At 67.9% G+C, this 23,715-nt stretch carries 21 protein-coding genes; 4 read left to right on the plus strand and 17 right to left on the minus strand.

Annotated elements, in window-relative coordinates; genetic code table 11:
• Positions 1-268 precede the first annotated feature (268 nt).
• From ftsY to rsmD, 11 genes are all read right to left on the minus strand, one after another.
• A complete protein-coding gene (gene ftsY, locus AC4AMJ_RS13240) occupies positions 269-1,888 on the minus strand; it encodes a signal recognition particle-docking protein FtsY (protein WP_489918251.1) in 1,620 nt (539 codons plus the stop codon).
• Between the two features lie 79 nt (positions 1,889-1,967).
• Positions 1,968-5,573: a chromosome segregation protein SMC gene (smc, locus tag AC4AMJ_RS13245; RefSeq protein WP_489918252.1), complete on the minus strand. Its 3,606-nt coding sequence runs from the start codon at positions 5,571-5,573 to the stop codon at positions 1,968-1,970.
• A 72-nt stretch (positions 5,574-5,645) separates the two neighbouring features.
• The gene (locus tag AC4AMJ_RS13250) at positions 5,646-5,930 is read right to left on the minus strand and encodes an acylphosphatase (RefSeq protein WP_489918253.1); all 285 of its coding nucleotides are present in this window, start codon (positions 5,928-5,930) and stop codon (positions 5,646-5,648) included.
• Between the two features lie 5 nt (positions 5,931-5,935).
• The gene (locus AC4AMJ_RS13255) at positions 5,936-6,394 is read right to left on the minus strand and encodes an OsmC family protein (RefSeq protein ID WP_489918254.1); all 459 of its coding nucleotides are present in this window, start codon (positions 6,392-6,394) and stop codon (positions 5,936-5,938) included.
• Entirely contained in the window at positions 6,391-7,356 is a 966-nt protein-coding gene (gene mutM / locus AC4AMJ_RS13260; RefSeq protein ID WP_489918255.1) for a bifunctional DNA-formamidopyrimidine glycosylase/DNA-(apurinic or apyrimidinic site) lyase, read from the minus strand. Before mutM ends, AC4AMJ_RS13255 begins: the two co-directional genes overlap by 4 nt.
• 12 nt (positions 7,357-7,368) lie before the next feature.
• Positions 7,369-8,103 carry a ribonuclease III gene (gene rnc, locus AC4AMJ_RS13265; RefSeq protein ID WP_489900839.1) on the minus strand — a complete coding sequence of 245 codons (735 nt, stop codon included), beginning with the start codon at positions 8,101-8,103 and terminating at the stop codon, positions 7,369-7,371.
• Between the two features lie 24 nt (positions 8,104-8,127).
• On the minus strand, positions 8,128-8,643 hold the full coding sequence (locus AC4AMJ_RS13270; RefSeq protein ID WP_489900838.1) for a YceD family protein: 516 nt from the start codon (positions 8,641-8,643) through the stop codon (positions 8,128-8,130).
• 237 nt (positions 8,644-8,880) lie between these two features.
• A complete protein-coding gene (locus AC4AMJ_RS13275; protein ID WP_489894461.1) occupies positions 8,881-9,705 on the minus strand; it encodes a DivIVA domain-containing protein in 825 nt (274 codons plus the stop codon).
• Positions 9,706-9,856: 151 nt separating this feature from the next.
• Positions 9,857-10,345 carry a pantetheine-phosphate adenylyltransferase gene (gene coaD / locus AC4AMJ_RS13280; RefSeq protein ID WP_489894459.1) on the minus strand — a complete coding sequence of 163 codons (489 nt, stop codon included), beginning with the start codon at positions 10,343-10,345 and terminating at the stop codon, positions 9,857-9,859.
• A gap of 32 nt (positions 10,346-10,377) precedes the next feature.
• Complete coding sequence (locus tag AC4AMJ_RS13285; protein WP_489918256.1) at positions 10,378-11,448, minus strand: nitronate monooxygenase; 1,071 nt, start codon at positions 11,446-11,448, stop codon at positions 10,378-10,380.
• The gene (gene rsmD, locus AC4AMJ_RS13290) at positions 11,435-12,031 is read right to left on the minus strand and encodes a 16S rRNA (guanine(966)-N(2))-methyltransferase RsmD (protein WP_489918257.1); all 597 of its coding nucleotides are present in this window, start codon (positions 12,029-12,031) and stop codon (positions 11,435-11,437) included. Before rsmD ends, AC4AMJ_RS13285 begins: the two co-directional genes overlap by 14 nt.
• A 188-nt stretch (positions 12,032-12,219) precedes the next feature.
• On the opposite strand from rsmD, the gene ectA reads away from it, so the two are divergent.
• The 4 genes from ectA to AC4AMJ_RS13310 all read left to right on the plus strand — a co-directional run bounded on the left by ectA (position 12,220) and on the right by AC4AMJ_RS13310 (position 15,618).
• Complete coding sequence (ectA, locus tag AC4AMJ_RS13295; RefSeq protein WP_489894453.1) at positions 12,220-12,747, plus strand: diaminobutyrate acetyltransferase; 528 nt, start codon at positions 12,220-12,222, stop codon at positions 12,745-12,747.
• 128 nt (positions 12,748-12,875) lie between these two features.
• The gene (gene ectB / locus AC4AMJ_RS13300) at positions 12,876-14,147 is read left to right on the plus strand and encodes a diaminobutyrate--2-oxoglutarate transaminase (protein WP_489894451.1); all 1,272 of its coding nucleotides are present in this window, start codon (positions 12,876-12,878) and stop codon (positions 14,145-14,147) included.
• Positions 14,144-14,581 (plus strand): ectoine synthase, encoded by a 438-nt coding sequence (locus AC4AMJ_RS13305; RefSeq protein WP_489918258.1) that lies wholly within the window; start codon positions 14,144-14,146, stop codon positions 14,579-14,581. The genes ectB and AC4AMJ_RS13305 overlap by 4 nt, the downstream gene beginning before the upstream one ends.
• 89 nt (positions 14,582-14,670) lie before the next feature.
• Positions 14,671-15,618, plus strand: coding sequence for a Sir2 family NAD-dependent protein deacetylase (locus AC4AMJ_RS13310; protein ID WP_489918259.1), 948 nt, complete (start codon positions 14,671-14,673; stop codon positions 15,616-15,618).
• 46 nt (positions 15,619-15,664) lie between these two features.
• Here AC4AMJ_RS13310 and proB read toward each other — a convergent pair whose 3' ends face one another.
• From proB to ndk, 6 genes are all read right to left on the minus strand, one after another.
• Positions 15,665-16,780, minus strand: a complete 1,116-nt coding sequence (gene proB, locus AC4AMJ_RS13315) for a glutamate 5-kinase (protein ID WP_489918260.1) — start codon at positions 16,778-16,780, stop codon at positions 15,665-15,667.
• Positions 16,777-18,249 carry a GTPase ObgE gene (obgE, locus tag AC4AMJ_RS13320; protein ID WP_489918261.1) on the minus strand — a complete coding sequence of 491 codons (1,473 nt, stop codon included), beginning with the start codon at positions 18,247-18,249 and terminating at the stop codon, positions 16,777-16,779. Before obgE ends, proB begins: the two co-directional genes overlap by 4 nt.
• A gap of 128 nt (positions 18,250-18,377) precedes the next feature.
• Entirely contained in the window at positions 18,378-18,641 is a 264-nt protein-coding gene (rpmA, locus tag AC4AMJ_RS13325) for a 50S ribosomal protein L27 (RefSeq protein WP_489894441.1), read from the minus strand.
• A 62-nt stretch (positions 18,642-18,703) separates the two neighbouring features.
• Positions 18,704-19,015: a 50S ribosomal protein L21 gene (gene rplU, locus AC4AMJ_RS13330; RefSeq protein ID WP_489894439.1), complete on the minus strand. Its 312-nt coding sequence runs from the start codon at positions 19,013-19,015 to the stop codon at positions 18,704-18,706.
• Between the two features lie 309 nt (positions 19,016-19,324).
• Positions 19,325-22,831 carry a translation initiation factor IF-2 N-terminal domain-containing protein gene (locus tag AC4AMJ_RS13335; RefSeq protein ID WP_489918262.1) on the minus strand — a complete coding sequence of 1,169 codons (3,507 nt, stop codon included), beginning with the start codon at positions 22,829-22,831 and terminating at the stop codon, positions 19,325-19,327.
• Positions 22,832-23,251: 420 nt separating this feature from the next.
• A complete protein-coding gene (gene ndk / locus AC4AMJ_RS13340; RefSeq protein ID WP_489894435.1) occupies positions 23,252-23,668 on the minus strand; it encodes a nucleoside-diphosphate kinase in 417 nt (138 codons plus the stop codon).
• Between the last annotated feature and the right edge of the window lie 47 nt (positions 23,669-23,715).

Consider the following 23,715-nt stretch of genomic DNA (forward strand, 5'->3'; position numbering starts at 1 on the left):
GGTGTCACCTGTATCCGGTACGCCAAAAGCGTCTTCTGGCAGCGCCAAAAACACTGTATAAACCTCCCTAGAATGCGCCGACGGCTCGGCGCCTCCAAAGAGACTGTCCGTACTCGGTTTCATCCGTGGTGCCCTGATGTTTCCGGAACGTGAACCAGTGGGCGCTTTATATTGCGGCTACGTAAAGTCGCAGTTCGGACCTCAGCCCGTTCTCAGGGTCTCCGAAGCATCTGGCGCAGGCGGTTCACAGTCGTGAAACACGTTGGCACTACAGCAAAGCGTCGACGAACGCTTCCGGTTCGAACGGTGCCAGATCGTCGGCGCCCTCACCGAGCCCGACGAGCTTGACCGGCACACCGAGTTCCTCCTGCACGTGGAAGACGATGCCGCCCTTGGCGGTGCCGTCCAGCTTCGTCAGCACGACACCGGTGATGTCGACGACTTCGGCGAACACGCGCGCCTGCGTGAGTCCGTTCTGTCCGACCGTCGCATCGAGTACCAGCAACACCTCGTCGACCGGCGCCTTCTTCTCGACGACCCGCTTGACTTTGCCGAGTTCGTCCATCAATCCGGTCTTGGTGTGCAGTCGCCCGGCGGTGTCGATCATGACGACGTCGACACCGGTGTCGATGCCCTTGGCGACCGCGTCGAACGCCACCGAGGCGGGATCGGCCTGTTCCTTGCCGCGCACCACATCGGCACCGACCCGCTCGCCCCATGTCTGCAGCTGATCGGCGGCGGCGGCGCGGAAGGTGTCGGCGGCACCGAGCAACACCCGGCGCCCGTCCGCCACCAGGACACGTGCCAGTTTGCCTGTCGTGGTCGTCTTGCCGGTGCCGTTGACGCCGACGACGAGCACCACGGCGGGTCGACCGGCATGCGGCAGGGCCCGGACCGAGCGATCGAGCTCCGGCCAGAGCTGGTCGACGAGGACCCGTCGCAGCAGCGCCCGCGCCTCGTCCGCGGTGCGCACGTTGCTGGTCGCGAGTTCACTCCGCAGGCGATCGACGACGGCCATCGTGGCGGTCGTGCCGAGATCGGCCATCAACAGCGTGTCCTCGATCTCCTCCCAGCTCTCCTCGTCGAGGTCGCCGGCACCGAGCAACCCGAGCATGCTCTTGCCGATCGCGCCCTGCGACCGCGACAGCCGACCCCGGAGGCGGCCGAGACGTCCGGCGGTGGGCGCGATCTCCTCGCGACGTTCCGGTGCGGGGGCGACCTCGGGCTCGGGTTCGACCACCGGAGTCGGTTCCGGTGCCGGGGCGAGCTCTGAGACCGGAGCCTCCGGCTCCGCCTCCACGGTTCCGGCGTCGATGCCGGTCTCCAGCGTGCCGGATTCCAGGGTGTCGGATTTCACCGCGCCGTCCGTGACGGAGGAGGTGTCCTCGTCGACCACGGGTGACTCGAAGAGCTCGGCCGGGGTCTCCGGCACCTCGACGGACGTGTCCGCTTCGGTCAATCCAGGGGTGTCGACTCCGGCCGTGTCGGTATCGTCCGTGTCGGTATCGGGCAGCGCGACGTTCTGGATGCCGCGTCGGACCGAGTCACGCGGAACCGACGCATCGTCACCGACGCCCGGCTGTCCGTCGACCTCGGTTCGTTCCACCGGCGGTGTCGGCGCGCCGGGCGCGGCAGGCGGCTCGACCGGTTCCGGCGGCTCGGCCAGGCCGACTCCCCCGGCGCCGCCCTGGCTGAAGCTGAAGCCCGTGCCGGCCTTGTAACCCCCCGATTTGTCCACCTGTGGGGTCGTGCCGTCGATCGGCCCCTGCTTCGACGTGTCATCGGACAGCGAGATCCGTCGGCGACGGGACAGCGCCACGCCGCCCGCGACCAGTGCGATGAGCACGAGAACCGCGATGACTATGCCGATGATGATCTGGGTGTTCACTGAGGATTCGCCCCTGTCGGTTGTGCGGTTCGATCAGCCGGTACCGGTGATCGATCGAACCGCGTTCACTTGTGGTCGGTCAGGTCGGGTCGGGTGTCGGGCCGACCGGGATGTCGACGCCGCGCAGCCGCTGGGAGATCACCGTGGTGATGCCGTCGCCGCGCATGCTGACGCCGTACAGCGCGTCCGCCACCTGCATGGTCGGCTTCTGGTGCGTGATCACGATCAGCTGGGAGCGTTCCCGGAGCTGCTCGAACAAGGCGATCAGGCGGCGCAGGTTGGTGTCGTCGAGTGCCGCCTCGACCTCGTCCATCACGTAGAACGGTGAGGGTCGGGCCCGGAAGATCGCCACCAGCATGGCCACCGCGGTGAGCGACTTCTCCCCACCGGACAGCAGCGACAGCCGCTTCACCTTCTTACCCGGCGGCCGGGCCTCCACTTCGATGCCGGTGGTCAGCATGTCCCCTGGTTCGGTCAGGATCAATCGTCCCTCGCCGCCTGGGAACAGCGTCGTGAAGACCTCCGCGAACTCGCGCTCGACATCGGCGTAGGCCTCGGTGAACACCTGCAGAATCCGCGCGTCGACCTCCTCCACCACCGAGAGCAGATCGCGGCGGGCCGCCTTCACGTCCTCGAGTTGCGCCGACAGGAAGTTGTAGCGCTCCTCGAGGGCGGCGAACTCCTCGAGCGCCAGCGGGTTCACCTTGCCCAGCGTGTTGAGGTCCTTCTGGGCCTTCTTGGCCCGGGTCTCCTGTGTCGCCCGGTCATAGGGCAGCGGCGCAGGTGCGACAACCGATTCACCACGGGCTTTTGCCTGTTCGTACTCGTGCATCTCGAGCGCCGACGGCGGCATCGGTACGTCGGGACCATACTCGGCGACGAGGTCGTCGGGGGCGATGGCGAACGACTCGAGGATCTGTTCCTCGAGCTGCTCGATGCGCAGTGCGGCCTGTGCGCGCGCCACCTCGTCGCGGTGGACCGCGTCTTTGAGAGTGTTCAGTTCGGCATTGAGTTGAGCGGACTGGTTCTTCAGCTCGTCGACCGTCGCGGTGCGTTCGATCCGTATCCGTTCGAGCTCATCGCGGCCCGCCTGCGCCGACTGCACGGCCAGCGACAACCGTTGGGAGACCTCGGCCCCGGCCGCGGCGACCGCGGTGGCCACCGATGCCGCATGACGCCGTGCCCGGTCCTGGCGCTCCGCACGCACGCGTGCCTCCCGTTCGCGCTGCGCCGCTCGCCGCAGCGAGTCCGCCCGACCGCGAACCGAGGCCAGGCGCTCTTCCGCGGTCCGCAGCTGCAGGCGTGCCTCCATCTCCGTGGCACGGGCCGCGGAGACCGCCTCGGCGGCCGCGGTGCGGGTCATCTCGTCGGAGACCTGGGCCGGTTCCGTATCCGACTCGTCGCGCGCGTAGCGGAGCCGTTGTTCGAGTTCATGCAGTTCGGACAGCATGCCCGCACGACCCTCTTCGGCCTTGTCACGCTGTCGTGCCAACCGGTCGGCCTCGGCGCGTGCCGCACGGATCTCGTGCCCCAGCCGGGCCATCTGCTCGTAGGTGCCGCCGACGTTCGCATCGGATTCGTGCAAAGCGGCCAGCGCCTCTTCGGCACTGTCACGTCGGCTGACCTGTTCGGCGAGCGCACCGTCGAGAGCCGCCTCGATCTCCTCCTGGCGCCGGCGTGCGGCGGCCAGTTCGGTGGTCGCTGCGTCGATCGACGACTGGACCTCCAGGGTGGAGGGTCGACGCGACGAGCCGCCCTCGATGGAACCGGGGCCGATGCGGTCGCCGTCGCGGGTGACCGTCCGCACCCGATGGCGCTGGGCGATGTCGAGCCCCTGCTGCGGTGTGTCGACCAGGACGGTGTCGGCGAGCATGAGATCGACGGCGGGCCGGATGGACGGCGGGCAGGTGACGACGCTCGTGGCCCAATGCGCCCCGTCGGGCAGGGTGATCTCGTCGTGTGTGGGCGCCTCCGGCAGACCACCGAGGATCAGGGCGGCACGGCCGCCGTCACCGGACTTGAGTGCGTCGAGAGCGTGGATGGCGGCGAGGGCATCGACGGTGGCGATCGCGTCGACCGCCGGTCCCAGGGCACCGGCGATGGCGGTCTCGAACCCGGATTCGACGGTCAACAGTTCTGACATCGGTGCCACGAGACCGTCCGGTGCGTTCTCCAACAGCCAGGCGCCGCCGTCGTTGCGTTCCAGACCCATGGCGAGCGCCTCGATCCGCGCGCTCAACGACGCGACCCGTTGCTCGGTCTCGCGTTGCTCGGTCTGCAGCGACGACACCCGTTCGTTGGCCTGGTTGAGCGCCGTCACCGAGCGTTCGTGATGCTCGTCAAGTCCATGTTCGGCGGCCTCGTACTCACCGAGGGTCGCGGCCGTCGCATCCTGCTGTGCCTGTGCGGCCTCTGCCCGCTCGTTGGCCGCCGCGATGGCAGTGGTGACGCGGGCCGTCTCCGCGTCGACCGATTCGGACTTCGTCCGGAGGTTGTCGACCTGCCCTTCCAGACGTGCGAGCCCCTCGCGACGGTCGGCGATGGCACGCACGGCGGCCAGGTGAGCGCGTTCCGCCTCGGCGGCCGCCTCCTCGCTGCTCGACAGCTCCGCCTGCACGGCCTCGAGGTACTCGGCGGCGGTGGTGACGGATTCACCGAGCTCTGCCTCGGTGAGCGCAGCTGCCTCGGCTTGTCGTTCGAGATCCTCGGGGTCGGGTCCGCTATTCGTTGTGGTCGGCTCGTTGAGGTAGCGACCGCGCTCGGCGGCCACCCGACAGGTCGCGTCCACCCGTTCGGCCAGCGCCGACAGGCGGAACCAGGTCTGACCTGCCGCGCTCGCCGCAGGCGCGACCTCGGCCAGTTGCTGTTCGTGCTCACGCAACTGTTCGGTCACGTGGTCGAGGCGCGCGGTCACCTCGTCCTGACGACCACGCACCTCGTCCTCGACGGCGTTGTGTTCGGCCATCTCGGTTCGTCGCGTCACGAGGTCGTCGGCGGCCAGCCGGAGCCGGGCATCGCGCAGATCGGCCTGTACGGTCTGGGCCCGTCGCGCCACCTCGGCCTGCCGACCGAGAGGCTTGAGCTGACGGCGCAGTTCGGCGGTGAGGTCGGTGAGCCGCGCGAGGTTCGCCTGCATCGAGTCCAGCTTGCGGACGGCCTTTTCCTTGCGCTTGCGATGTTTGAGGACGCCGGCGGCCTCCTCGATGAACGCGCGGCGGTCCTCGGGGCGCGACTCCAGGATCGCGGCCAGGCGCCCCTGCCCGACGATGACGTGCATCTCGCGACCGATACCCGAGTCGCTGAGCAGTTCCTGGACGTCCATCAACCGGCAGGAGCTTCCGTTGATCTCGTACTCGCCCGCGCCGTCACGGAAAACGCGGCGGGTCACCGAGACCTCGGAGTATTCGATGGGCAGCGCACCGTCGGAGTTGTCGATGGTCAGGGTCACCTCGGCGCGGCCCAGCGGCGGGCGCCCGGAGGTCCCGGCGAAGATGACGTCCTCCATCTTCCCGCCGCGCAGCGCCTTTGCCCCCTGCTCCCCCATCACCCAGGTCAGGGCGTCGACGACGTTCGATTTACCCGACCCGTTCGGCCCCACCACACAGGTGATCCCCGGCTCGAATCGCAGCGTCGTCGCCGACGCAAACGACTTGAAGCCCTTGAGGGTGAGGCTCTTGAGGTGCACGACGGTACAGAATACTCACCATCGCGTGGTGAGGACGGCAGCACACGGACCCGCAGGGCGTTCGGGTCCGATCTACCTCTCGACGAATCCGTGCAGGTCGCCGCGCGCGTCATCAAAACTCTCCACGACGACGTCGACCTTCCCGGGCGTGTCGCCGGAGCGCAGAGCTGCGAGCAGGGCGTCGGCGGCGTCCCGCGGCCCCTCGGCGATCACCAGGACCCGCCCGTCGGCCAGATTGGCGACGTAGCCGACGAGTCCCAGCTCGCGTGCGCGCGATCGGGTCCACCACCGGAATCCCACGCCCTGCACCATGCCGTGGACGTGCGCGGTGAGCCGGACGTTGTCGGTCGGGTTCATGACCGTCAGTCCGTCTCGATGGTCAGGTTCACCGTGGCGCCTGCCTTGATGGTGCGACCGACGGTGCACACGGCGTCGACCGCACGTTCGACGACGATCAGCAGTCGTTGCGCCGCATCGTCGTCGAGTTCGGAGAGATCGATCTCGAGGACCTCGTCGAGGACCGGGTACACCTCGTTCTCGCGGTCGGCTGCACCGCTGACCCGCACGGTGGCGTCGTAGTCGTCGCCGAGGCGCCGCGACAACGGTCGGTCCGACGACATCCCGGTGCAGGCCGCCAACGCGATCTTGAGGAGTTCACCGGGAGTGAAGACGCCCTCGACATCCTCGGAACCGACCAGCACCTCGGCGCCGCGGGAGCTCCGCCCGGTGTAACGACGGGTGCCGGTGCGCTCGACCCAGAGGTCGGTGTGTGCGTGGTGTGCCGTGCCGGGATTCTGTGCGGTCTGTTGCTCGATCGTCATGGTCGCTGCTCTGATCCTTCTGTTCTGGTGCCGGTACTGGAGGGTGCGATGTCCACAACGCGAACGCCGACGTTCTGCTTCCGCCGCTCGGCGCGCTCGCGGCGCTGGCAACGCGGGCAGTAGTACGAGCTGCGGTTCATGAACTGTTCGCGGCGCATGATCGTGCCGCAGCGCCGGCACGGTTCCCCGGCGCGGCCGTAGGCGTTCAGCGAACGTTCGAAGTAACCCGACTGGCCGTTGACGTTCACATACAGCGAGTCGAACGACGTGCCCCCGACCACCAGGGCATCGGCCATCACGTCGGTCACCGCCGCGATCAGCTCGGTCACCTTGGCCCGACTCAGCCGGTCGGTCAGGCGGGTACCGTGAATCCGACTGCGCCACAACGCCTCATCGGCATAGATGTTGCCGACGCCGGAGATCACGGTCTGATCGAGCAGGGCACGTTTGATCTCGGTGTGTCGGCCCCGGATCGCGGTGACCACCCCGGCGAGGTCGAAAGCCGGATCGAACGGATCGGGAGCGATATGGGCGATCGATTCCGGCACCCTGGGGTCCGATGATCCGGTGGTCGGCTCGGCGTAGTCGTCGACATGCCAGCCGCCGAAGGTCCGCTGGTCGACGAACCGCAGCTCGTTGCCGTCGTCGAGGGTGGCCCGGATCCGCAGATGGATGTGATCGGGCGCTCCGGCCTCGGTGATCAGCATCTGGCCACTCATCCCGAGGTGGACGACGAGGGGGAACGAGTCGGGCTCCTCGCCGAGGTCGAGCCACAGGTATTTGCCGCGTCGGCGGACTCCGGCGACCCGGTTTCCCACGAGTCGGCCCACGAGGTCGTTTTCCCCACCGAGGTGGCGGCGAACGGATCGGGGATGCGCCACTTCCACCGACACGATTCGTCGATCCACGACATGATCCGCGAGACCCCGGCGCACGGTCTCGACCTCGGGCAGCTCCGGCACGTCAGCTCACCGTCAGCTCGACGCGGCGCGGTCGGTCAGCGCCTGCCACGCCAAGGCGGCGGCCTTTTGCTCGGCCTCCTTCTTGGTCCGGCCCGTGCCCTCACCGAGACTCTCGCCGGCCACCACCGCGACCGCGGTGAATTCCTTGTCGTGGTCCGGCCCGGTCGAGCTGATCTGATAGTGCGGCGGGCCGTGGCCGCCCTCGGCGGACAATTCCTGCAGTGAGGTCTTCCAGTCCAGCCCCGCGCCGAGATGTCCTGCGCGCCCGATGATCTCGTCGAAAAGGCCGAGAATGATCTCTTTGCACGTCGCCAGACCGTGTTCGAGGTAGAGCGCTCCGAACACCGACTCGAGTCCGTCGGCCAGGATGCTGTCCTTGTCGCGTCCGCCGGTCAGTTCCTCACCACGTCCGAGATAGAGGTGGCGCCCGAGTCCGCCGGGTCCGAGGTCGCGGGCGACGTCCGCCAGCGCGTGCATGTTGACCACGCTGGCCCGGATCTTGGCCAGCTCGCCCTCGGACCGGTCGGGGTAGCGCAGATAGAGGCGCTCGGTGATCACGACACCCAGCACCGAGTCGCCCAGGAACTCCAGCCGTTCGTTGGTGGGCAGGCCGCCGTTCTCGTAGGCATAGGACCGGTGCGTCAGTGCGAGCACCAACATCTCGGGCGAGAGCTGCGCGGGCAGTGCCGCGAGCAGATCAGCGAATTTGTCCTGTCCGGCAGCGGACTGACCGGCGTCATCGGTCATGTTCTGTCCATCGGTCACGACGCGTCAGTCTCCGCCCTTGCCCTGCGGATCGTCTTCTCCGGTCTCCGCCGGGGCGAACTTGTCCCGCAGGGCGGCCCACCGCGGATCGATCACATCGTGTGCGTGTCCGGGCTCGGCCACCGCAAGGCGTACACCGCACTCCGGGCACAGTCCCGGGCAGTCCTCCTCGCACAGTGGCGACATCGGCAGTTCGAGTGCTACGGCGTCGATGATCGGCTGTTCCAGGTCGAGCCGGTCATCGACGACCCGGTGCACGTCGTCGGCGTCGGTCGTCTGTTCGGTGGCACTGTCGGGGTAGGCGAAGAGTTCGGTGAGGAAAACGGTGACAGTGCCGTCCATCGGCTCGAGGCATCGTGAGCACTGCCCTTCGGTCTCGCCGCTCACGGTGCCGGTGACGAGCACACCCTCGTTGACCGCCTCCAACCGCAGATCGAGATCGACCTCGGAATCGGCGGGGATCGCGATCATGTCGAGACCGATCCGGTCCGGCGCGACGACGGTCCGGTGCACCTCGTCCATCGAGCCGGCGCGCCGGCCCAGGGAGCGCACATCGAGAACAAACGGACCGCTGTGTGCGCCGGCGCCTTCGGCGGTCACGCGCGCGGACTTGCCATGCCGGCCACCGCCGGAACCCGCCGCGACGCTCCGACTCATTGCTTGATCTGCCACAGTTGCACGATACGCCCGACCTGCGGTCTCTTCGAACGACATCCGGTCGAACACCGACCGGTCGCGCCCGCGCCCGCGATACGAGACTCAGACCGCGAGCGGCGAGCCCTGATCCTCGGTCCGATCACGCCCCGACACTCCGCCGCGCGCAGACGGTACGTCGTCGACGCTGCGGGGGTACTCGACATAGTCGTGCATGCCTGCTCCGGTCCGCAGCTGATGACGGCCACGGTTCACCGAACGCAGTGTCCCGGTGAGGATCTCCTCGAACTCTGCCAGCTTCTCGTCGACGTAGACGTCACAGTCGCCACGCAGACGATCGGCCTCGGCGTGCGCGGCGTCGATGATCCGTTCGGCCTCCGACTTCGACGCGGCGACGACCTCGGTCTCCGAGACCAGACGCTGCTGCTCGGCGATGCCGTCGGCCACCGACTTGTCGTAGCTGTTGTTGGCCGAGTCGATGGTGCGCTGCGCCTCTGCCCGGGCACGTCCGGTGACCGCCTCGAACTCGCGCGCGGCGCTCGTCGACAGCCGGTGCGCCTCGGCGCTCGCGTCCTCCACCAGCTGATGGCCGTGGGCGCCGGCCTCGTCGACCATGCGATCGGCCTGCGCCTTGGCCTCGGCCAGAATGCGATCGGCCTCGGCGCGTGCGTGCGCGAGCACCGCCTCGGACTCCGAATCGGCCTTGGTGATGACGGTCTCGGCGTGATCGCGGGCGTTTCCGACCAGCGAATCGCGTTGATCGAGCACGTCCTGGGCGTCGTCGAGCTCACCCGGGATCGAATCCTTGATGTCGTCGATGAGTTCGAGGACGTCGCCACGCGGAACGACGCAGCCCGCGGTCATCGGGACGCTTCGCGCTTCCTCGACGATGGCGGCGAGTTCGTCAAGCGCTTCAAATACCCGGTACACAGCTACCCCAATCCAGGCGCACGGCCTTGGTCTGCCAGTGAAACTACTGTGACCATTGTGCCGAATGGTGTCCGTGTGAATGATGAGGCTGCAGGGGTGTGTCGCGAGCCGGCGGACACTCGCGCTTTCTGCGCACCGCGCGGTTCGACGCTCAGATCTGGCGTTCGCCCGCCAGCCGCGCCTGCAGACGTTCGTGGATATGAGGTGACAAGAAGGGCGAGACATCCCCGCCCAGCTTGGCCACCTCTTTGACCAGCGAGCTCGAGATGTGCGCGAAGCGCGGGTCGGTCAGCAGGAACATGGTCTCCACCCCGGCGAGCTCACGGTTCATCTGCGCCATCGGCACCTCGTAGTCGAAGTCGACAGCCGAGCGCAGGCCCTTGACCATCGTGTCGATGCCTTCGTTACGGAGATAGTCCACGAGCAGTCCCGTCCAACGGTCAACCCGGACGTTGCGCAGATCGGCACATGACTCGCGGATGAGCGCAATGCGTTCGTCGACCCCGAACATGCCGTGCTTGTTCGGGTTGACCACGACGGTGACGACGACCTCGTCGAAGCGCGCGGCGGCTCGCTCGACGATGTAGCGATGACCGATGGTGAACGGATCAAAAGAACCGGGGAAGACGGCTGAGGTCATGCCCGAAATCTACGCGAGCGGATCCGCGCCGGTCAGGGCGCGTCGGCCAGTTCGGCGCTCAGCCGCGCCATCACTTCGGCGACCGGACCGGTGGTCACCGCACGCCACCCCGTCCCTGCCCAGAGGTTGATGTCGTCCGGGTTCCCGGCCGCCCCAGCCGCGGCACGCAAGGGTTTCGTCAGATGGTGGACATGCGGATAGAGCGCGGGCGCTGCCGGGTGCCGGGTCGTGAAACCGTTGCGCAGCGACCGGGCGGAGCGGCCCGAGAACGCCCGGGTGATCACGGTGTCCGGATAGATCCGGTCCAGCAGTGCCCGTCGGTGGGCAGCTCCGGTGCCGGCCTCGTCCACGCACAGGAACGCGGTACCGAGCTGCGCGCCGATCGCGCCGAGCGAGATCATCGATCGGATCCCGGCGCCGTCGGTGATGCCCCCGGCGGCGACGACCGGCACACGCACGGAGCCGAGAACGGCGCGCACGAGTTCCCCGGTCGGCGCCAGAGGTCCACCAGCGGGGTCGGCGGGGTCATCGAACCAGAGTCCGCGATGTCCCCCGGCCTCCATTCCTTGCACGACCAGCGCATCGGCACCGGAGGCAGCCGCCGCCCGCGCCTCGTCGACCGACGTGACCGTCACCGCGACCGGCGCGCCGATGCGCTCGTGAACCCGTTTCACCAACCGGGCGCCCGGATCGCCGAACGTGAAGCTGACCAGCCCCGGCCGACGCTCGGCGAGGAGATCCACCTTTTCTTCGACGTGCTCGTCGCTGTATCGCGGTTCGCCCAGGTCGACGCCGTAGCGGCGGGCCTCGTCGGCGAGTTCCGCGCGGTAGCGATCGAGCTCGATGCGCAGATCACCGCCCTCGACGCCGTCCGTCAGCGGGTCGCGGCCGGACAGGAAGATGTTGACCCCATAGGGCGCGGTCGTACGCCGCTCGACCTCGCCGACGAGCTCGTCCATCGCCGTCGGCGTGAGATATCCGGCCGCGAGCATCCCCAACCCGCCCGCTGCACCGACAGCCGCGACGAGGGCGGGAGTGGTCGGCCCACCGGCCATCGGGGCCGCGACGATGGGCACCCGAACCTCGAGGTCACCGATCCTCATCGGCGCCCCTCCCGCTGTCGAGCACATGTCGGTCACGGGCGGCGACCTCCACCCGCGTATCACCGTAGGTCTTGTGGACCAGCACCGTCAGCCCGTCCGGCCACACGGTCTCGGATGCCCGGGCCGCACGCTCCACGATGACGATGCCGTCGTCGCCGAGCCATCGAGTCGCGAGAACCTCCAGGTCGGCCGTCATGGTCGCGTTGTCGAGGTCGTACGGCGGATCGAGAAACGCGACGTCGACCTCTCCGACGCCGGTCGAACCGAGGTAGGAGGCCACCGGCCTGGTCACGACCGTCGCACGATCGGCCACCCCGCACGTCCGCACGTTGGCCGTGATCGCAGACGTGGCACGCCGGTGCGCGTCGACGAACACCGCCCGCGCCGCCCCTCTGGAGAGCGCCTCGAGTCCCAGTGCGCCCGACCCCGCGTAAAGGTCGAGCACCCGAGCCTCGGCGAGGTCGGTGCGCGCGAGGACGATGTTGAAGATCGCCTCCCGCACCCGATCGGAAGTCGGCCGAGTGCCTGCATCGGGTACCGTCAATCTGCGTCCTCGCAGTTCACCCGCAATGATCCTGGTCATCGACACCCATTGTGCGCTACCGCCGAGTGGGACCTGCAGGCCCCTTTTCCCATTTGACGTTCCCTCACGCAACTGTTTGTGACCCACTTCACAAACAGTGGCTGAACTGGGGATTGGAGGGGGTTTCGACGTCCGATTTCGTCGGACGCATGACTTCGCGGATACGCATTGTTAACGTCGAATAAGTCATGAGCCCGATACAAACAAGCACGGCCCCAACAACTGCCCTTGCTGTCGATTATCGGCAGCCCACCGCCGACGACGGCGAAAGATTGTGGGAGATCGCCTCGGACTCAAAGGTTCTCGACGTCAACTCGAGTTACGCCTATGTCCTGTGGTGCCACGATTTCGCTTCCACTTCGATCGTCGCCGAAGTCGACGGGCGTCCGGTTGGCTTTGTCACCGGCTACCGTCGCCAGACCGACCCGTCGACCCTGATGGTCTGGCAGGTCGCGGTTGACGACTCCTGCCGCGGCCATGGTGTTGCCGGAACCATGCTGCACCGCCTCTTCGATCGCTGCCAGCGATCCGGTGTGGTGGCGATGCACACCACCATCAGCCCGGATAACGTTGCGTCGCAGCGCCTGTTCGAGTCGGTCGCGAATGCTCGTGGTCTGCGCTTCGAGCGCCGGAGCCTCTTTGCCGCGGACCACTTCCCGGACGCGCACGAGCCCGAGGACCTGTACCTCCTCGAGCCCGAACTCATCGAACCCTGATATCCACCAACAATAGTCACGCTTTGGACGGCCTCGAGCCCGAGTCGCCGGCATCCTTCGATGTCGGCGCAAGGCTCGTGTGACCGGTCGTTCTCTTTGATCGTCACAACAGAAAAGGGGGAAGTCACATGCAACTTCTCGATCAGACAGTAGACGATTCCATTTTCACCCAGCACGAGTCCGAGGTGCGCAGCTACTGCCGCAGCTGGCCCGCGGTGTTCACCCGCGCCAGCGGCTCGTACATCACCGATCAGAACGGTCGTCAGTTCCTCGACTTCTTCGCCGGCGCCGGTTCGCTGAACTACGGCCACAACAATCCGGTGATGAAAGCTGCTCTCCTGGACTACATCTCGGATGACGGAATCACCCACGGACTGGACATGGCAACGGTCGCCAAGGGTCAGTTCATCGAAACCTTCAACGACAAGATCCTCGCGCCGCGTGGGCTGGACTACAAGATCCAGTTCCCCGGTCCCACCGGCACCAATGCCGTCGAGGCCGCACTGAAGCTGGCCCGCAAGGTGACCGGACGCGAGTCGATCATCAGCTTCACCAACGCCTTCCACGGCATGACGCTGGGATCGCTCTCGGTGACCGGTAATTCGATGAAGCGCGCGGGCGCCGGAATCCCGCTGGTGCACGCCACCCCGATGCCGTTCGACAACTACTTCGGCGGTGTCGTCGAGGACTTCAACTGGTTCGAGCGCGTGCTCGACGACTCGGGCAGTGGGCTCAACCGCCCGGCAGCCGTCATCGTCGAGACCGTGCAGGGCGAGGGCGGCGTCAACGTCGCGCGTGCCGAGTGGCTGCGCGCACTGGCGGAGCTCTGCAAGCGTCGCGACATCCTGCTCATCGTCGACGACGTGCAGATGGGCTGCGGTCGGACGGGCGAGTTCTTCTCGTTCGAGGCCGCCGGCATCAAGCCCGACATCGTCACGTTGTCGAAGTCGATCAGTGGATACGGTCTGCCGCTGGCACTGACGCTGTTCCGGTCGGATCTCGACGTCTGGACCCCGGGCGAGCACAACGGGACCTTCCGTGGAAACAACCCGGCGTTCGTCACCGGTACCAAGACCATCGAACACTTCTGGAGCGACGACGCACTGACCCGCGACGTGCACGCCAAGGGTGATCGCATCCACACCGCGTTCTCCGGGCTCTGCGAGACCTACTCGGGCATCTCGACCCGTGGTCGCGGAATGGTTCAGGGTCTCGTGTTCGACGAGCCCACCGCGGCCGGCAAGGTGTGCGCCCTGGCCTTCGAGGCCGGACTGCTCGCCGAGACCTCGGGCCCGTCTGATGAGGTCGTGAAACTGCTTCCGCCGCTGACGATCTCGAACGAAGATCTCGACCGCGGCCTGGCCATTCTGTCCGAATCTGTCAAGGAGGTGATCGGATGATCGTCCGTACCACAGCTGAAATCACCGGAACCGACCGCGATGTCGCCGACCCCAAGGGCAACTGGGTCTCCAAGCGGATCGTGCTCGGCGGCGACCACGTCGGATTCTCGTTCCACGAGACCACGATCAACGCGGGCTCGGTCAACGAGTTCCACTACGCCAACCACGTGGAAGCCGTCTGGCTCGTCGAGGGAGAGGGCACGCTCCTCGACCGCGAGACCGGCGAGACCTACCCGCTGGCGCCGGGCACCATGTACCTGCTGAACGGGCACGAACGCCACACCGTCACCGCCGACACGCAGATGCGCATGCTGTGCGTGTTCAATCCCCCGGTCGTCGGCACCGAGGTCCACGACGAGAACGGCGTGTACCCGCTGGTGACCGTTCCGGAGCCGAGCGGCAAGCACACCCCGGAAGCCGTGTCAGCGGACTGACCGAGGACTCTCGTAGACTCCCACCGGCCCGGCCGAACCATGCGTTCGGCCGGGCCGGTGTCGTCGTCGGCACCGCTATCCTCGACAGGGTGCGTACCCGATTGCAGATCGGCTGGACGCCGGCCGAACCGACGCCCCTCGATGCCGACATCACCGAGCGGATCGATGACGCGCGCAGGTTGCTCGCCGGGCGGCGGATCGTGGCGCTGACCGGCGCCGGGATCTCCACGGATTCGGGAATTCCCGACTACCGCAGCCCGGGCGCCCCGGCCCGCACCCCCATGACCCTCGAGATGTTCCTGTCGTCGCCCGAGTTCCGCCGCCACTACTGGGCCCGCAACCATCTGGGGTGGCGACACATGGACGCGGCGCGACCGAACGCGGCCCATCACGCACTCACCGACCTGCAGCGCCGAGGCCGACTCACCGGCGTGATCACGCAGAACGTCGACATGCTGCACACCAAGGCGGGCACACGTCGCGTACTCGAACTGCACGGATGCTACGGCCGGGTCCGCTGCCTGGCGTGTGACTGGCGGATCTCGCGCCACGGTCTGGCCCGCCGGCTGGACGCCCTCAACGCCGGATTCACCGAACGCGTGCGCGGGCGGGGCGCGATCGAAGTCGCGCCGGACGCGGATGCCAGTGTCGACGACACATCGGATTTCACCATGATCGACTGCCCGCAATGCGGTCACATCGTCAAACCCGACATCGTCTACTTCGGCGAGAGCGTCCCAAAAACGACAGTGCAGCAGGCATTTTCGATGGTCGACGAATCCGATGCACTCCTCGTGGTCGGATCGTCACTCACCGTGATGAGCGGACTGCGATTCGCACGGCACGCGCACCGCACCGGCAAGACCCTGGTGATCGTCAACCGTGGCGCGACCCGGGCCGACGATATCGCCGACCTCAAGATCGACCACCTCGCATCCGTGGTCCTGCCTGCCCTGGCGGCGGACCCACCCGACGACGCCGCGCCGAGTTCGTCCCCCGGTGATCGCCAAACACTCCACCTGCAACCGGAGGGTTGAGCGATACCCGGGGACGAACCGTCGCGCACGAGGCGCCCGGCGATGATCAGATGGCCACGAGGTCGTCGGCGTGGATGACCGGACGGCGAAGATCGGCGGGCAGCGCGGAGGTGGACCGGCCGGCCATCAACGAGATGTCGTCGGAGTCGTAGGCGACGACGCCACGTGCGCGCACCGAACCCGACGGCTCGACGAGTTCCACCACGTCGCCGGCGTAGAAACGGCCGTCGACGCTGACGATCCCGGCCGGCAGCAATGATCGGCGGCGCTCCGCGACCGCCTTGACGGCACCGTCGTCGAGCACGAGCCGACCGCGGGCATCCGCGGCGTGCCGTACCCAGAAGCGTCGCGCCGACAGTCGTTCATCGCGCCCGGCGAACACCGTCCCGACCGACGCGTCCGCCAATGCCTGTGCGGCCTTGTCGGCGGAGGCGAGCAGCACCGGCACTCCGGCATCCGCCGACAACCGCGCAGCGGCGAGTTTGGACGCCATCCCGCCGGTGCCCAGCGCGCCACCCGAACCGGCGATGACGCCGTCGAGGTCTTCAGGTCCGTGCACTTCCGGAATCAGGCGTGCCCGGCGGCCATCGGCGCCGACCTTGCGCGGGTCGCCGTCGTAGAGTCCGTCGACATCAGACAGAAGGACGAGGGCATCGGCCCCGGCAAGGTGCGCGACCAGCGCGGCGAGGCGATCGTTGTCGCCGAACCGGATCTCCGTGGTCGCCACCGTGTCGTTCTCGTTCACGACGGCCACCGCGCCCAGTGAACGCAGACGATCCAGCGTCCGTTGGGCGTTGGCGTGGTGCGCGCGGTTCGAGATGTCGTCCGCGGTCAGCAACACCTGGCCGACGGTGCGCCCATAGCGGTGGAACGATGTCCCCCACGCATGCGCCAACGCCAGCTGACCGACACTGGCCGCGGCCTGCTTGGTGGCGAGATCCGTCGGCCGCTTCTTCAGGCCCAACGGTGCGATTCCCGCTCCGATCGCACCGGACGACACCACGATGACATCGGAGCCGGCGCGCATCCGCGCTTCCAGCGCGTCGGCGAGACGGTCGAGTCGGGTGCGGTCCAGACCGTCGTGCAGATCGGTGAGCGCCGACGACCCGATCTTCACGACGATGCTGCGGGCACGGGCGATCCGCTCCCGGACGTCGCTCACGGGAGCTCCCGTTCGGTCTCCTCGCCGAGGTCGGGCAATCCGCGGCGCAACCGCCGGGCCTGCTTGCGCTCGGCTGCGCCGATACGCTCGTTGCGATCGAGCCGGACGTCGGTGCCGCGGCCGGTGACCGGTACATCGTCACCCATCGGTGTCGAGGGCTCCCAGTCGAAGGTCACGTCGCCGATGGTCACCGGCGCGCCGGGCTGAGCGCCGAGCTTGACGAGCTCGTCTTCGACCCCGAGCCGGTTCAGTCGGTCCGCGAGGTAACCGACGGCCTCGTCATTGTCGAACTGGGTCTGCGCGATCCACCGTTCGGGCCTCGTTCCGCGCACGATGAACCCGCCGTCGGACTCGGGGTCCGGCGACACCGTGAACTCGGCCTCGTCGATGGCCTTGGGGCGGATCACCTGCCTACGGCGCTGCGGCTTCGGATGGCTCTCGCGGTACTCCGCCACCATGCGGGCCAGGGCGAAGGTCAGTTCCCGCAGGCCCTCGTGGGCCACTGCCGATATCCGGAAGATGGGCCAGCCACGTTGCGCAAGTTCGGGTTCGACGAAATCGGCGAGCTCGGCCGCGTCGGGGACGTCGATCTTGTTGAGGATGATCACCCGGGGCCGCTCGGCGAGATCGCCGAGGCCGTGGTCGGTGTCGAGGGCCGGCTGATAGGCCGCGAGCTCCGCCTCGAGTGCGTCGATGTCGGAGATCGGGTCACGGCCGGGCTCGAGGGTCGCGCAATCGACGACGTGGGCCAGCACCGCGCATCGCTCGAGGTGCCGCAGGAACTCGAGTCCGAGTCCACGGCCGGTCGACGCGCCGGGGATCAGTCCGGGGACGTCGGCGATGGTGAACACGTCACCGGCGGTCTGCACGACACCGAGGTTCGGGGCGAGTGTGGTGAAGGGATAGTCCGCGATCTTTGGTTTGGCAGCCGACAGGACCGACACGAGCGAGGATTTCCCGGCGGACGGGAAGCCGACCAGCCCGACGTCGGCGACGGATTTCAGTTCGAGAACCAGGTCCCGATGCTGGCCCTCCTCACCGAGCAGGGCGAAGCCCGGCGCCTTGCGTGCCTTCGACGCGAGGGACGCATTGCCCAGGCCGCCACGGCCACCCTGTGCGGCCTCGAAGGTCGTACCCTCACCGACCAGATCGGCGAGGATCGAGCCATCGCCGTCGAGGATGACGGTGCCGTCCGGCACCTTCAGCACCAGGTCCTCACCCATCGCGCCGTCGCGATTGTCACCCATCCCGGGCTTGCCGTTGGACGCTTTGGCGTGCGGCCGGAAGTGGAAGTCGAGCAGGGTGTGCACCTGCGGGTCCACCACGAGACGAACGGACCCCCCGTTGCCCCCGTTGCCCCCGTCGGGCCCGCCGAGCGGCTTGAACTTCTCGCGGTGGACCGACGAGCAGCCGTGGCCGCCGTTACCCGCCGCGACGTGGATCGTCACGCGGTCGACGAACCGAGACATCGGTGTACTTCCTCTCTGAAAAAACAAACAGGGCGGGAGGGTTCATCAAGACCCTGCCCGCCCTGTGTAGAGCTCTGCTGCGACGACGTCCACGCGAAGTGGGTAGTCGCCACGGTGCCGGCGTCCGGTCAGACCGACGCGGTCTCCGGGACGATGTTCACCGTCTTGCGGCCACGCTTGGTGCCGAATTCGACCGAGCCCGTCGCCAGGGCGAACAGGGTGTCGTCGCCACCGCGACCGACGTTGACGCCCGGGTGGAACTTGGTGCCGCGCTGGCGGACCAGGATCTCTCCGGCGCTGACCTGCTGACCACCGAAACGCTTCACGCCGAGGCGCTTGGCGTTGGAATCACGACCGTTGCGCGAGCTGGACGCGCCCTTCTTGTGTGCCATCTCTGCAGTCCTCCTGGCAGTACTAAGGCTGATGGGGCCACGGGGCGTGCCCCATGGGTTGATTACTTGATGCCGGTGACCTTGAGGACCGTCAGCTTCTGACGGTGACCCTGGCGCTTGTGGTAGCCGGTCTTGTTCTTGAACTTGTGGATGCGGATCTTGGGGCCCTTGACATGCTCGACGACCTCACCGGTCACCGAGATCTTCGCGAGCTTGTCCGCATCTGTGGTGAGGTCGGAGCCGTCGACGACCAACGCCACCGGCAGGCTCACGCTGGTGCCGGGCTCGCTGTCGATCTTCTCGACCTTCACAATGTCGCCCTCAGCGACCTTGTACTGCTTACCGCCGGTCTTGACGATCGCGTACGTTGCCATCGAAGCTGTCCTCTTTAACTCGTCTGTCGGACCCACGGCGCTGGTTGGCGCACCGCGGGTGTGTGGGTGGTGCGTTCCTGGTGTGGGCCGCAGACGGTCCCGCGGACTGGGCCGGGGAGTCACTGCGGATCACACCAGAGAGCCTGTCGACGGGTTTCACGCGGCGCAGCGGTGCGATCCAGGGTGACCTGGATGTTCCGGGCACAGCGAGAACCCTCCGCCGAAGGCGACCAATCAAGATTACGGGACCGCCGCCGGTCGGGTCAAACTCACCGACACCGGGCCCGACCTGCTCGTTGGCCTGGTCGTTCACTCCTCGCCGGGTGGTGGCCCGGCCGGGCGGCCCGCGGTGCGTCGGCGCGGCCGACGCCGCACGGCCACCGCCGCCTCGGTGGAGGTCGTCTGGCCGGTAGGTCCGAACGTCGTCAACGGAGCGGACTTCGCTCCTCCGTCAGCGGTCATCACCACCGGTTGGGATGACACCGGCGGCGCCGCCGCCTGCCGCACGACTCGACGTCGACGGCGTGCTGTAGCGCCCCCATCGGGCGCGGTCGACGTCTCCGGCCGGCTCGGCGACTCCGCGGGCTCGGCCGACGGCTCCGTGGTCTCGCTCGGCGCCGTCTCGGGCCGGCTCGACGACTCGGCCTGAGCAGCGGCCTTCTCCGGGAGGCCCGACGATTTCTCGGTCTCGGTCGACTTCTTCGCCTCGCCGCGAGACTTGCCGGGCTCGCGCGAAGCCTTCTCCGGCTCGTGGGCCTTGTCGGGCTCGTGGGCCTTGTCGGGCTCGTGGGCCTTGTCGGGCTCGTGATCGCCAGTGGCCTCGTAGTCGTGTTCGCCGTCGTGATCGTGATCGTGTGCGTGTGCGGCCATCGCCCGGAACATCGGATGCTCGGCCGGATTGTGAGCCGGCTTGTGGGCTTCGGCTGCCGGCTCGGCCTTACGGCGGTTTCGCCGTGACCGCTTCGAGCCGCCGCCGTCGCCCTGCGACACATCGTCCTGACGGATCTCCACCGGATTCGCGTGCACCACGATGCCGCGGCCACCGCAATGGGCGCACGGGGTCGAGAACGCCTCCAGCAGACCGGTGCCGAGACGCTTGCGCGTCATCTGCACCAGGCCGAGCGAGGTCACCTCGGACACCTGGTGACGGGTCCGGTCGCGTGCGAGCGCCTCGGTGAGCCGTCGCAGGACGAGGTCACGGTTGGACTCGAGGACCATGTCGATGAAGTCGACGATGATCATGCCGCCGATGTCGCGCAGCCGCATCTGCCGCACGATCTCCTCGGCCGCCTCCAGGTTGTTGCGGGTGACCGTCTCCTCGAGGTTGCCACCCGAACCGGTGAACTTGCCCGTGTTGACGTCGACGACCGTCATGGCCTCGGTGTGCTCGATGATCAGGGTGCCGCCCGACGGCAACCACACCTTGCGATCCAGCGCCTTGGCCAGCTGCTCGTCGATGCGATGCACCACGAACGAGTCCGGTGCATCCGCGTGCGCCTTCTCGAAACGCTCGACACGATCCATCAGGTCCGGCGCGACCGCGCTGATGTAGCGCTCCACGAGATCCCAGGCCTTGTGGCCTTCGACGACCAGCTTCTTGAAGTCCTCGTTGAACAGGTCGCGCACCACGCGGACCAGCAGGTCGGGCTCCTCATACAGTGCCTGCGGCGCGTTCGAGCCCGAGCTCTTCGCCTTCCCGACCGCGGTGTCGATGGACTTCCACTGACCCTCGAGGCGCTCGATGTCGGCGGCGAGGTCCTCGGCGCTGACGCCTTCGGACGCGGTGCGGATGATCACCCCCGCGTCCTCGGGAACGAGCTTGCCGAGGATGCTCTTGAGCCGCTTGCGCTCGACATCGGGCAGCTTGCGGCTGATTCCGGTGGAGGAACCACCCGGCACATACACCAGGTAGCGGCCGGCGAGGGAGATCTGGGTGGTGAGGCGGGCGCCCTTGTGACCGACCGGGTCCTTGCTGACCTGCACCAGCACGTTGTCGCCGGGCTTCAGAGCCTGCTCGATCTTGCGCGACCCACCATCGAGTCCGGCGGCATCCCAGTTGACCTCGCCGGCGTAGAGCACACCGTTCCGGCCGCGGCCGATGTCCACGAACGCGGCTTCCATGCCCGGCAGCACGTTCTGCACGCGGCCGAGGTAGATGTTGCCGACCATCGACGAGGACGTCGCGGTGGTCACGAAGTGTTCGACCAGGACACCGTCCTCGAGCACCGCCACCTGCGTGTAGTCCTCGATCGGCGCCGCATCGTCGTTCCGGTCGGACGAGTTCGCGCCCGGCGAGATCGAGCTGTTGGCGCTGCGTTCGCGGACCACCATCACGCGGTCGACCGCCTCGCGGCGGGCCAGGAACTCCGATTCACTCAGGATCGGCGGCCGCCGACGGCCCGCGTCGCGTCCGTCACGACGCCGCTGGCGCTTGGCCTCCAGTCTGGTCGAACCCGAGATCCCCTGGACCTCGTCGCGCGCCTTCTTGCTCCGCGGCTCACGCTCGTGAACAACGGTGTTCGGCGGATCGTCGGGAGAGCTGTCCTCGGGCTCGCCGCCGCCCTTGCGACGGCGGCGTCGGCGCCGCCGCTTCGACGACGAAGCGTCACCGTCGTCGGCCGAATCGGAGTCGCCGTCCTCGGCGCCCTCCGCCTCGGACCCGGCTTCGCCGTCCTGGTCGGCGTCGTCGGACTCGCCACCCTTGGTGCGCTTGTCCTTGCCCGCCTTGTCCGAGGTGACCTTGTCCGTATCCGCGTCGGACTCGGTGGAGTCGTCCTTGGCATCCCGACCCTTGGGCTTCTTGCCCTTTTTGCCGGACGGCCGCGTGGAGCCTGCCTCGTCGGTGCCCTGCGCGTCGTCGGACTCGTCGTCGGAATCATCCGCGCCCGCGTCTGCTTGATCTCCGCGACCGCGACCGCGACCCCGACGGCCCCGACGACGCCGGCGCGAGGAGCGCTCTCCGCCACCGGACGACTCGTCGTCGTCCGAACTCTCGGCATCGCGGTCGGCGTCGGTGTCCGACTCGGTGTCCTGGGCGGGCCGTGCGGTGCGGGCGGCCGGCTCGACTGCCTGCGGCGAGAGGAACAGCGGCTGTGTGACCGCCGGTTCCGCGGCCGACGGAACGGGAAAGTGCTGGGTTTCGTCAACGGCCGAGAACAGCGTCGGCATCCCGACCTCCGGCGCACGAGGCGCCGCAGACTCGGCCGGGGTCGCCGGCTGGTTGTCCGTTGACGAGGCCTCGCTCGGTGTCTCGATGTCGGCCGGGGTCTCGGCTGCCGGGGCCTCGGCTGCCGGGGTCTCGGCTGCTGGGGCCTCGGCTGCCGGGGTCTCGGCTGCCGGGGTCTCGGCTGCCGGGGCTGCCGGGGTCTCGGCTGCCGGGGCTGCCGGGGTCTCGGCTGCTGCGGGGCTCGCCGGCCCCGTGCCTTCCGGTCCGCTGCTTTCCGGTTCGGCGCTCGCCTGTCCGGTGCTCTCCGGCTGCGCGCCCTTGTCGGTCGCCTCCGTCGGGGCGGTCCCCGATGGGGTGTCGGCGGCGCCCTCGACGCCGGCGGTATCCGCGGCGTCCTCGACGGCCTCGACCGCCGCTTCGTCCACCGCGACATGTTCGCGCACCCGAGCGGCGACGGCCTGGGCGGTCTCGCGGTCAATGCTGGATTGGGGGCTTCGAGTCTCGATACCCAATTCCGCGAGGTGCGCCAGCACCTGACGGCTGGTCAGGCCCAATGTCCTGGCCAGGGCGTGCACTCGAAGCCTGCTGGGGAATTCTTCCGCCGATCCTGACGCTGCGTTCGCGTCAGCCGGCGACCCGTTGTCGGTCACTCAATCTCCTCGAGCCCCCGGGCGCGTCGGGCTGACGCGGCCACGCGAGGGCTTCACTCTGTGTCCCGGTCACCACTGGACCGGTGTTGTGTGGTCTTCGCGCCTTCTCCGCAACCCGGAACTCCTGGTCACGAGGCGGCGCCTTGCGTTGTTTGATGACCTCATCCGGTCGGTGTCTTCCACACCATCGAGGACGGGCCGCGAAGCCCGCTGCCCGGCTGCCGAAGCAACCCGGACATCGATGGGGAAGACACGGGAATCGGGGTGACCGATACCAGAGGCGCCATCCGGTCGGCGGGGACAAAGTGTGTCACCGACAACTGTGCAAGTATCCCACACCGCGAGTCGATCCCCGCACACTACGCGCGTTTGACCGGTGTTCCGGAGCGCGCAGGTGAAGGCCCGAGGGTGCTCTCGCCGTCAGACGCCCAGGTCAGGGAACCACAACGCGATCTCGCGCTCGGCCGACTCCGGTGAGTCCGAGCCGTGCACGAGATTGGTCTGTGTGCTCAGGGCGTAATCACCACGGATCGTGCCGGGAACGGCCTTCTCCACCGGGTCCGTGCCACCCGCGATCTGCCGAAACGCCGCCACCGCGCGGGGCCCCTCGAGGACCGCGGCCACCAACGGACCGGAGGTGATGAACTCCAGCAGGGACGGATAGAAGGGCTTTCCCTCATGCTCGGCGTAATGCCCGCGGGCCACCTCGTCGCTGACCGTCTTCAGCTCCAGGGCGACGAGCTTGAGTCCCTTGCGTTCCACCCGGCTGATGATGTCGCCGACCAGAGAGCGGGCGACGCCGTCGGGCTTGATGAGTACCAGAGTCCGTTCAGTCACCAGCACACCTTAGCGAGTCGCGCACCGAGCACGGCACTGCCGCCGAT

The sequence above is a fragment of the Gordonia sp. LMA484 genome, from assembly GCF_058129505.1.

Bases quoted from the DNA above. Each gene is read 5' to 3' on its own strand.
- AC4AMJ_RS13250 (WP_489918253.1), bottom strand. From the start codon at position 5,930: ATGAACCCGACCGACAACGTCCGGCTCACCGCGCACGTCCACGGCATG.
- AC4AMJ_RS13255 (WP_489918254.1), bottom strand. From the start codon at position 6,394: ATGACGATCGAGCAACAGACCGCACAGAATCCCGGCACGGCACACCAC.
- rnc (WP_489900839.1), bottom strand. From the start codon at position 8,103: ATGACCGATGACGCCGGTCAGTCCGCTGCCGGACAGGACAAATTCGCT.
- AC4AMJ_RS13270 (WP_489900838.1), bottom strand. From the start codon at position 8,643: ATGGACGAGGTGCACCGGACCGTCGTCGCGCCGGACCGGATCGGTCTC.
- coaD (WP_489894459.1), bottom strand. From the start codon at position 10,345: ATGACCTCAGCCGTCTTCCCCGGTTCTTTTGATCCGTTCACCATCGGT.
- AC4AMJ_RS13285 (WP_489918256.1), bottom strand. From the start codon at position 11,448: ATGAGGATCGGTGACCTCGAGGTTCGGGTGCCCATCGTCGCGGCCCCG.
- rsmD (WP_489918257.1), bottom strand. From the start codon at position 12,031: ATGACCAGGATCATTGCGGGTGAACTGCGAGGACGCAGATTGACGGTA.
- ectA (WP_489894453.1), top strand. From the start codon at position 12,220: ATGAGCCCGATACAAACAAGCACGGCCCCAACAACTGCCCTTGCTGTC.
- ectB (WP_489894451.1), top strand. From the start codon at position 12,876: ATGCAACTTCTCGATCAGACAGTAGACGATTCCATTTTCACCCAGCAC.
- AC4AMJ_RS13305 (WP_489918258.1), top strand. From the start codon at position 14,144: ATGATCGTCCGTACCACAGCTGAAATCACCGGAACCGACCGCGATGTC.
- obgE (WP_489918261.1), bottom strand. From the start codon at position 18,249: ATGTCTCGGTTCGTCGACCGCGTGACGATCCACGTCGCGGCGGGTAAC.
- rpmA (WP_489894441.1), bottom strand. From the start codon at position 18,641: ATGGCACACAAGAAGGGCGCGTCCAGCTCGCGCAACGGTCGTGATTCC.
- rplU (WP_489894439.1), bottom strand. From the start codon at position 19,015: ATGGCAACGTACGCGATCGTCAAGACCGGCGGTAAGCAGTACAAGGTC.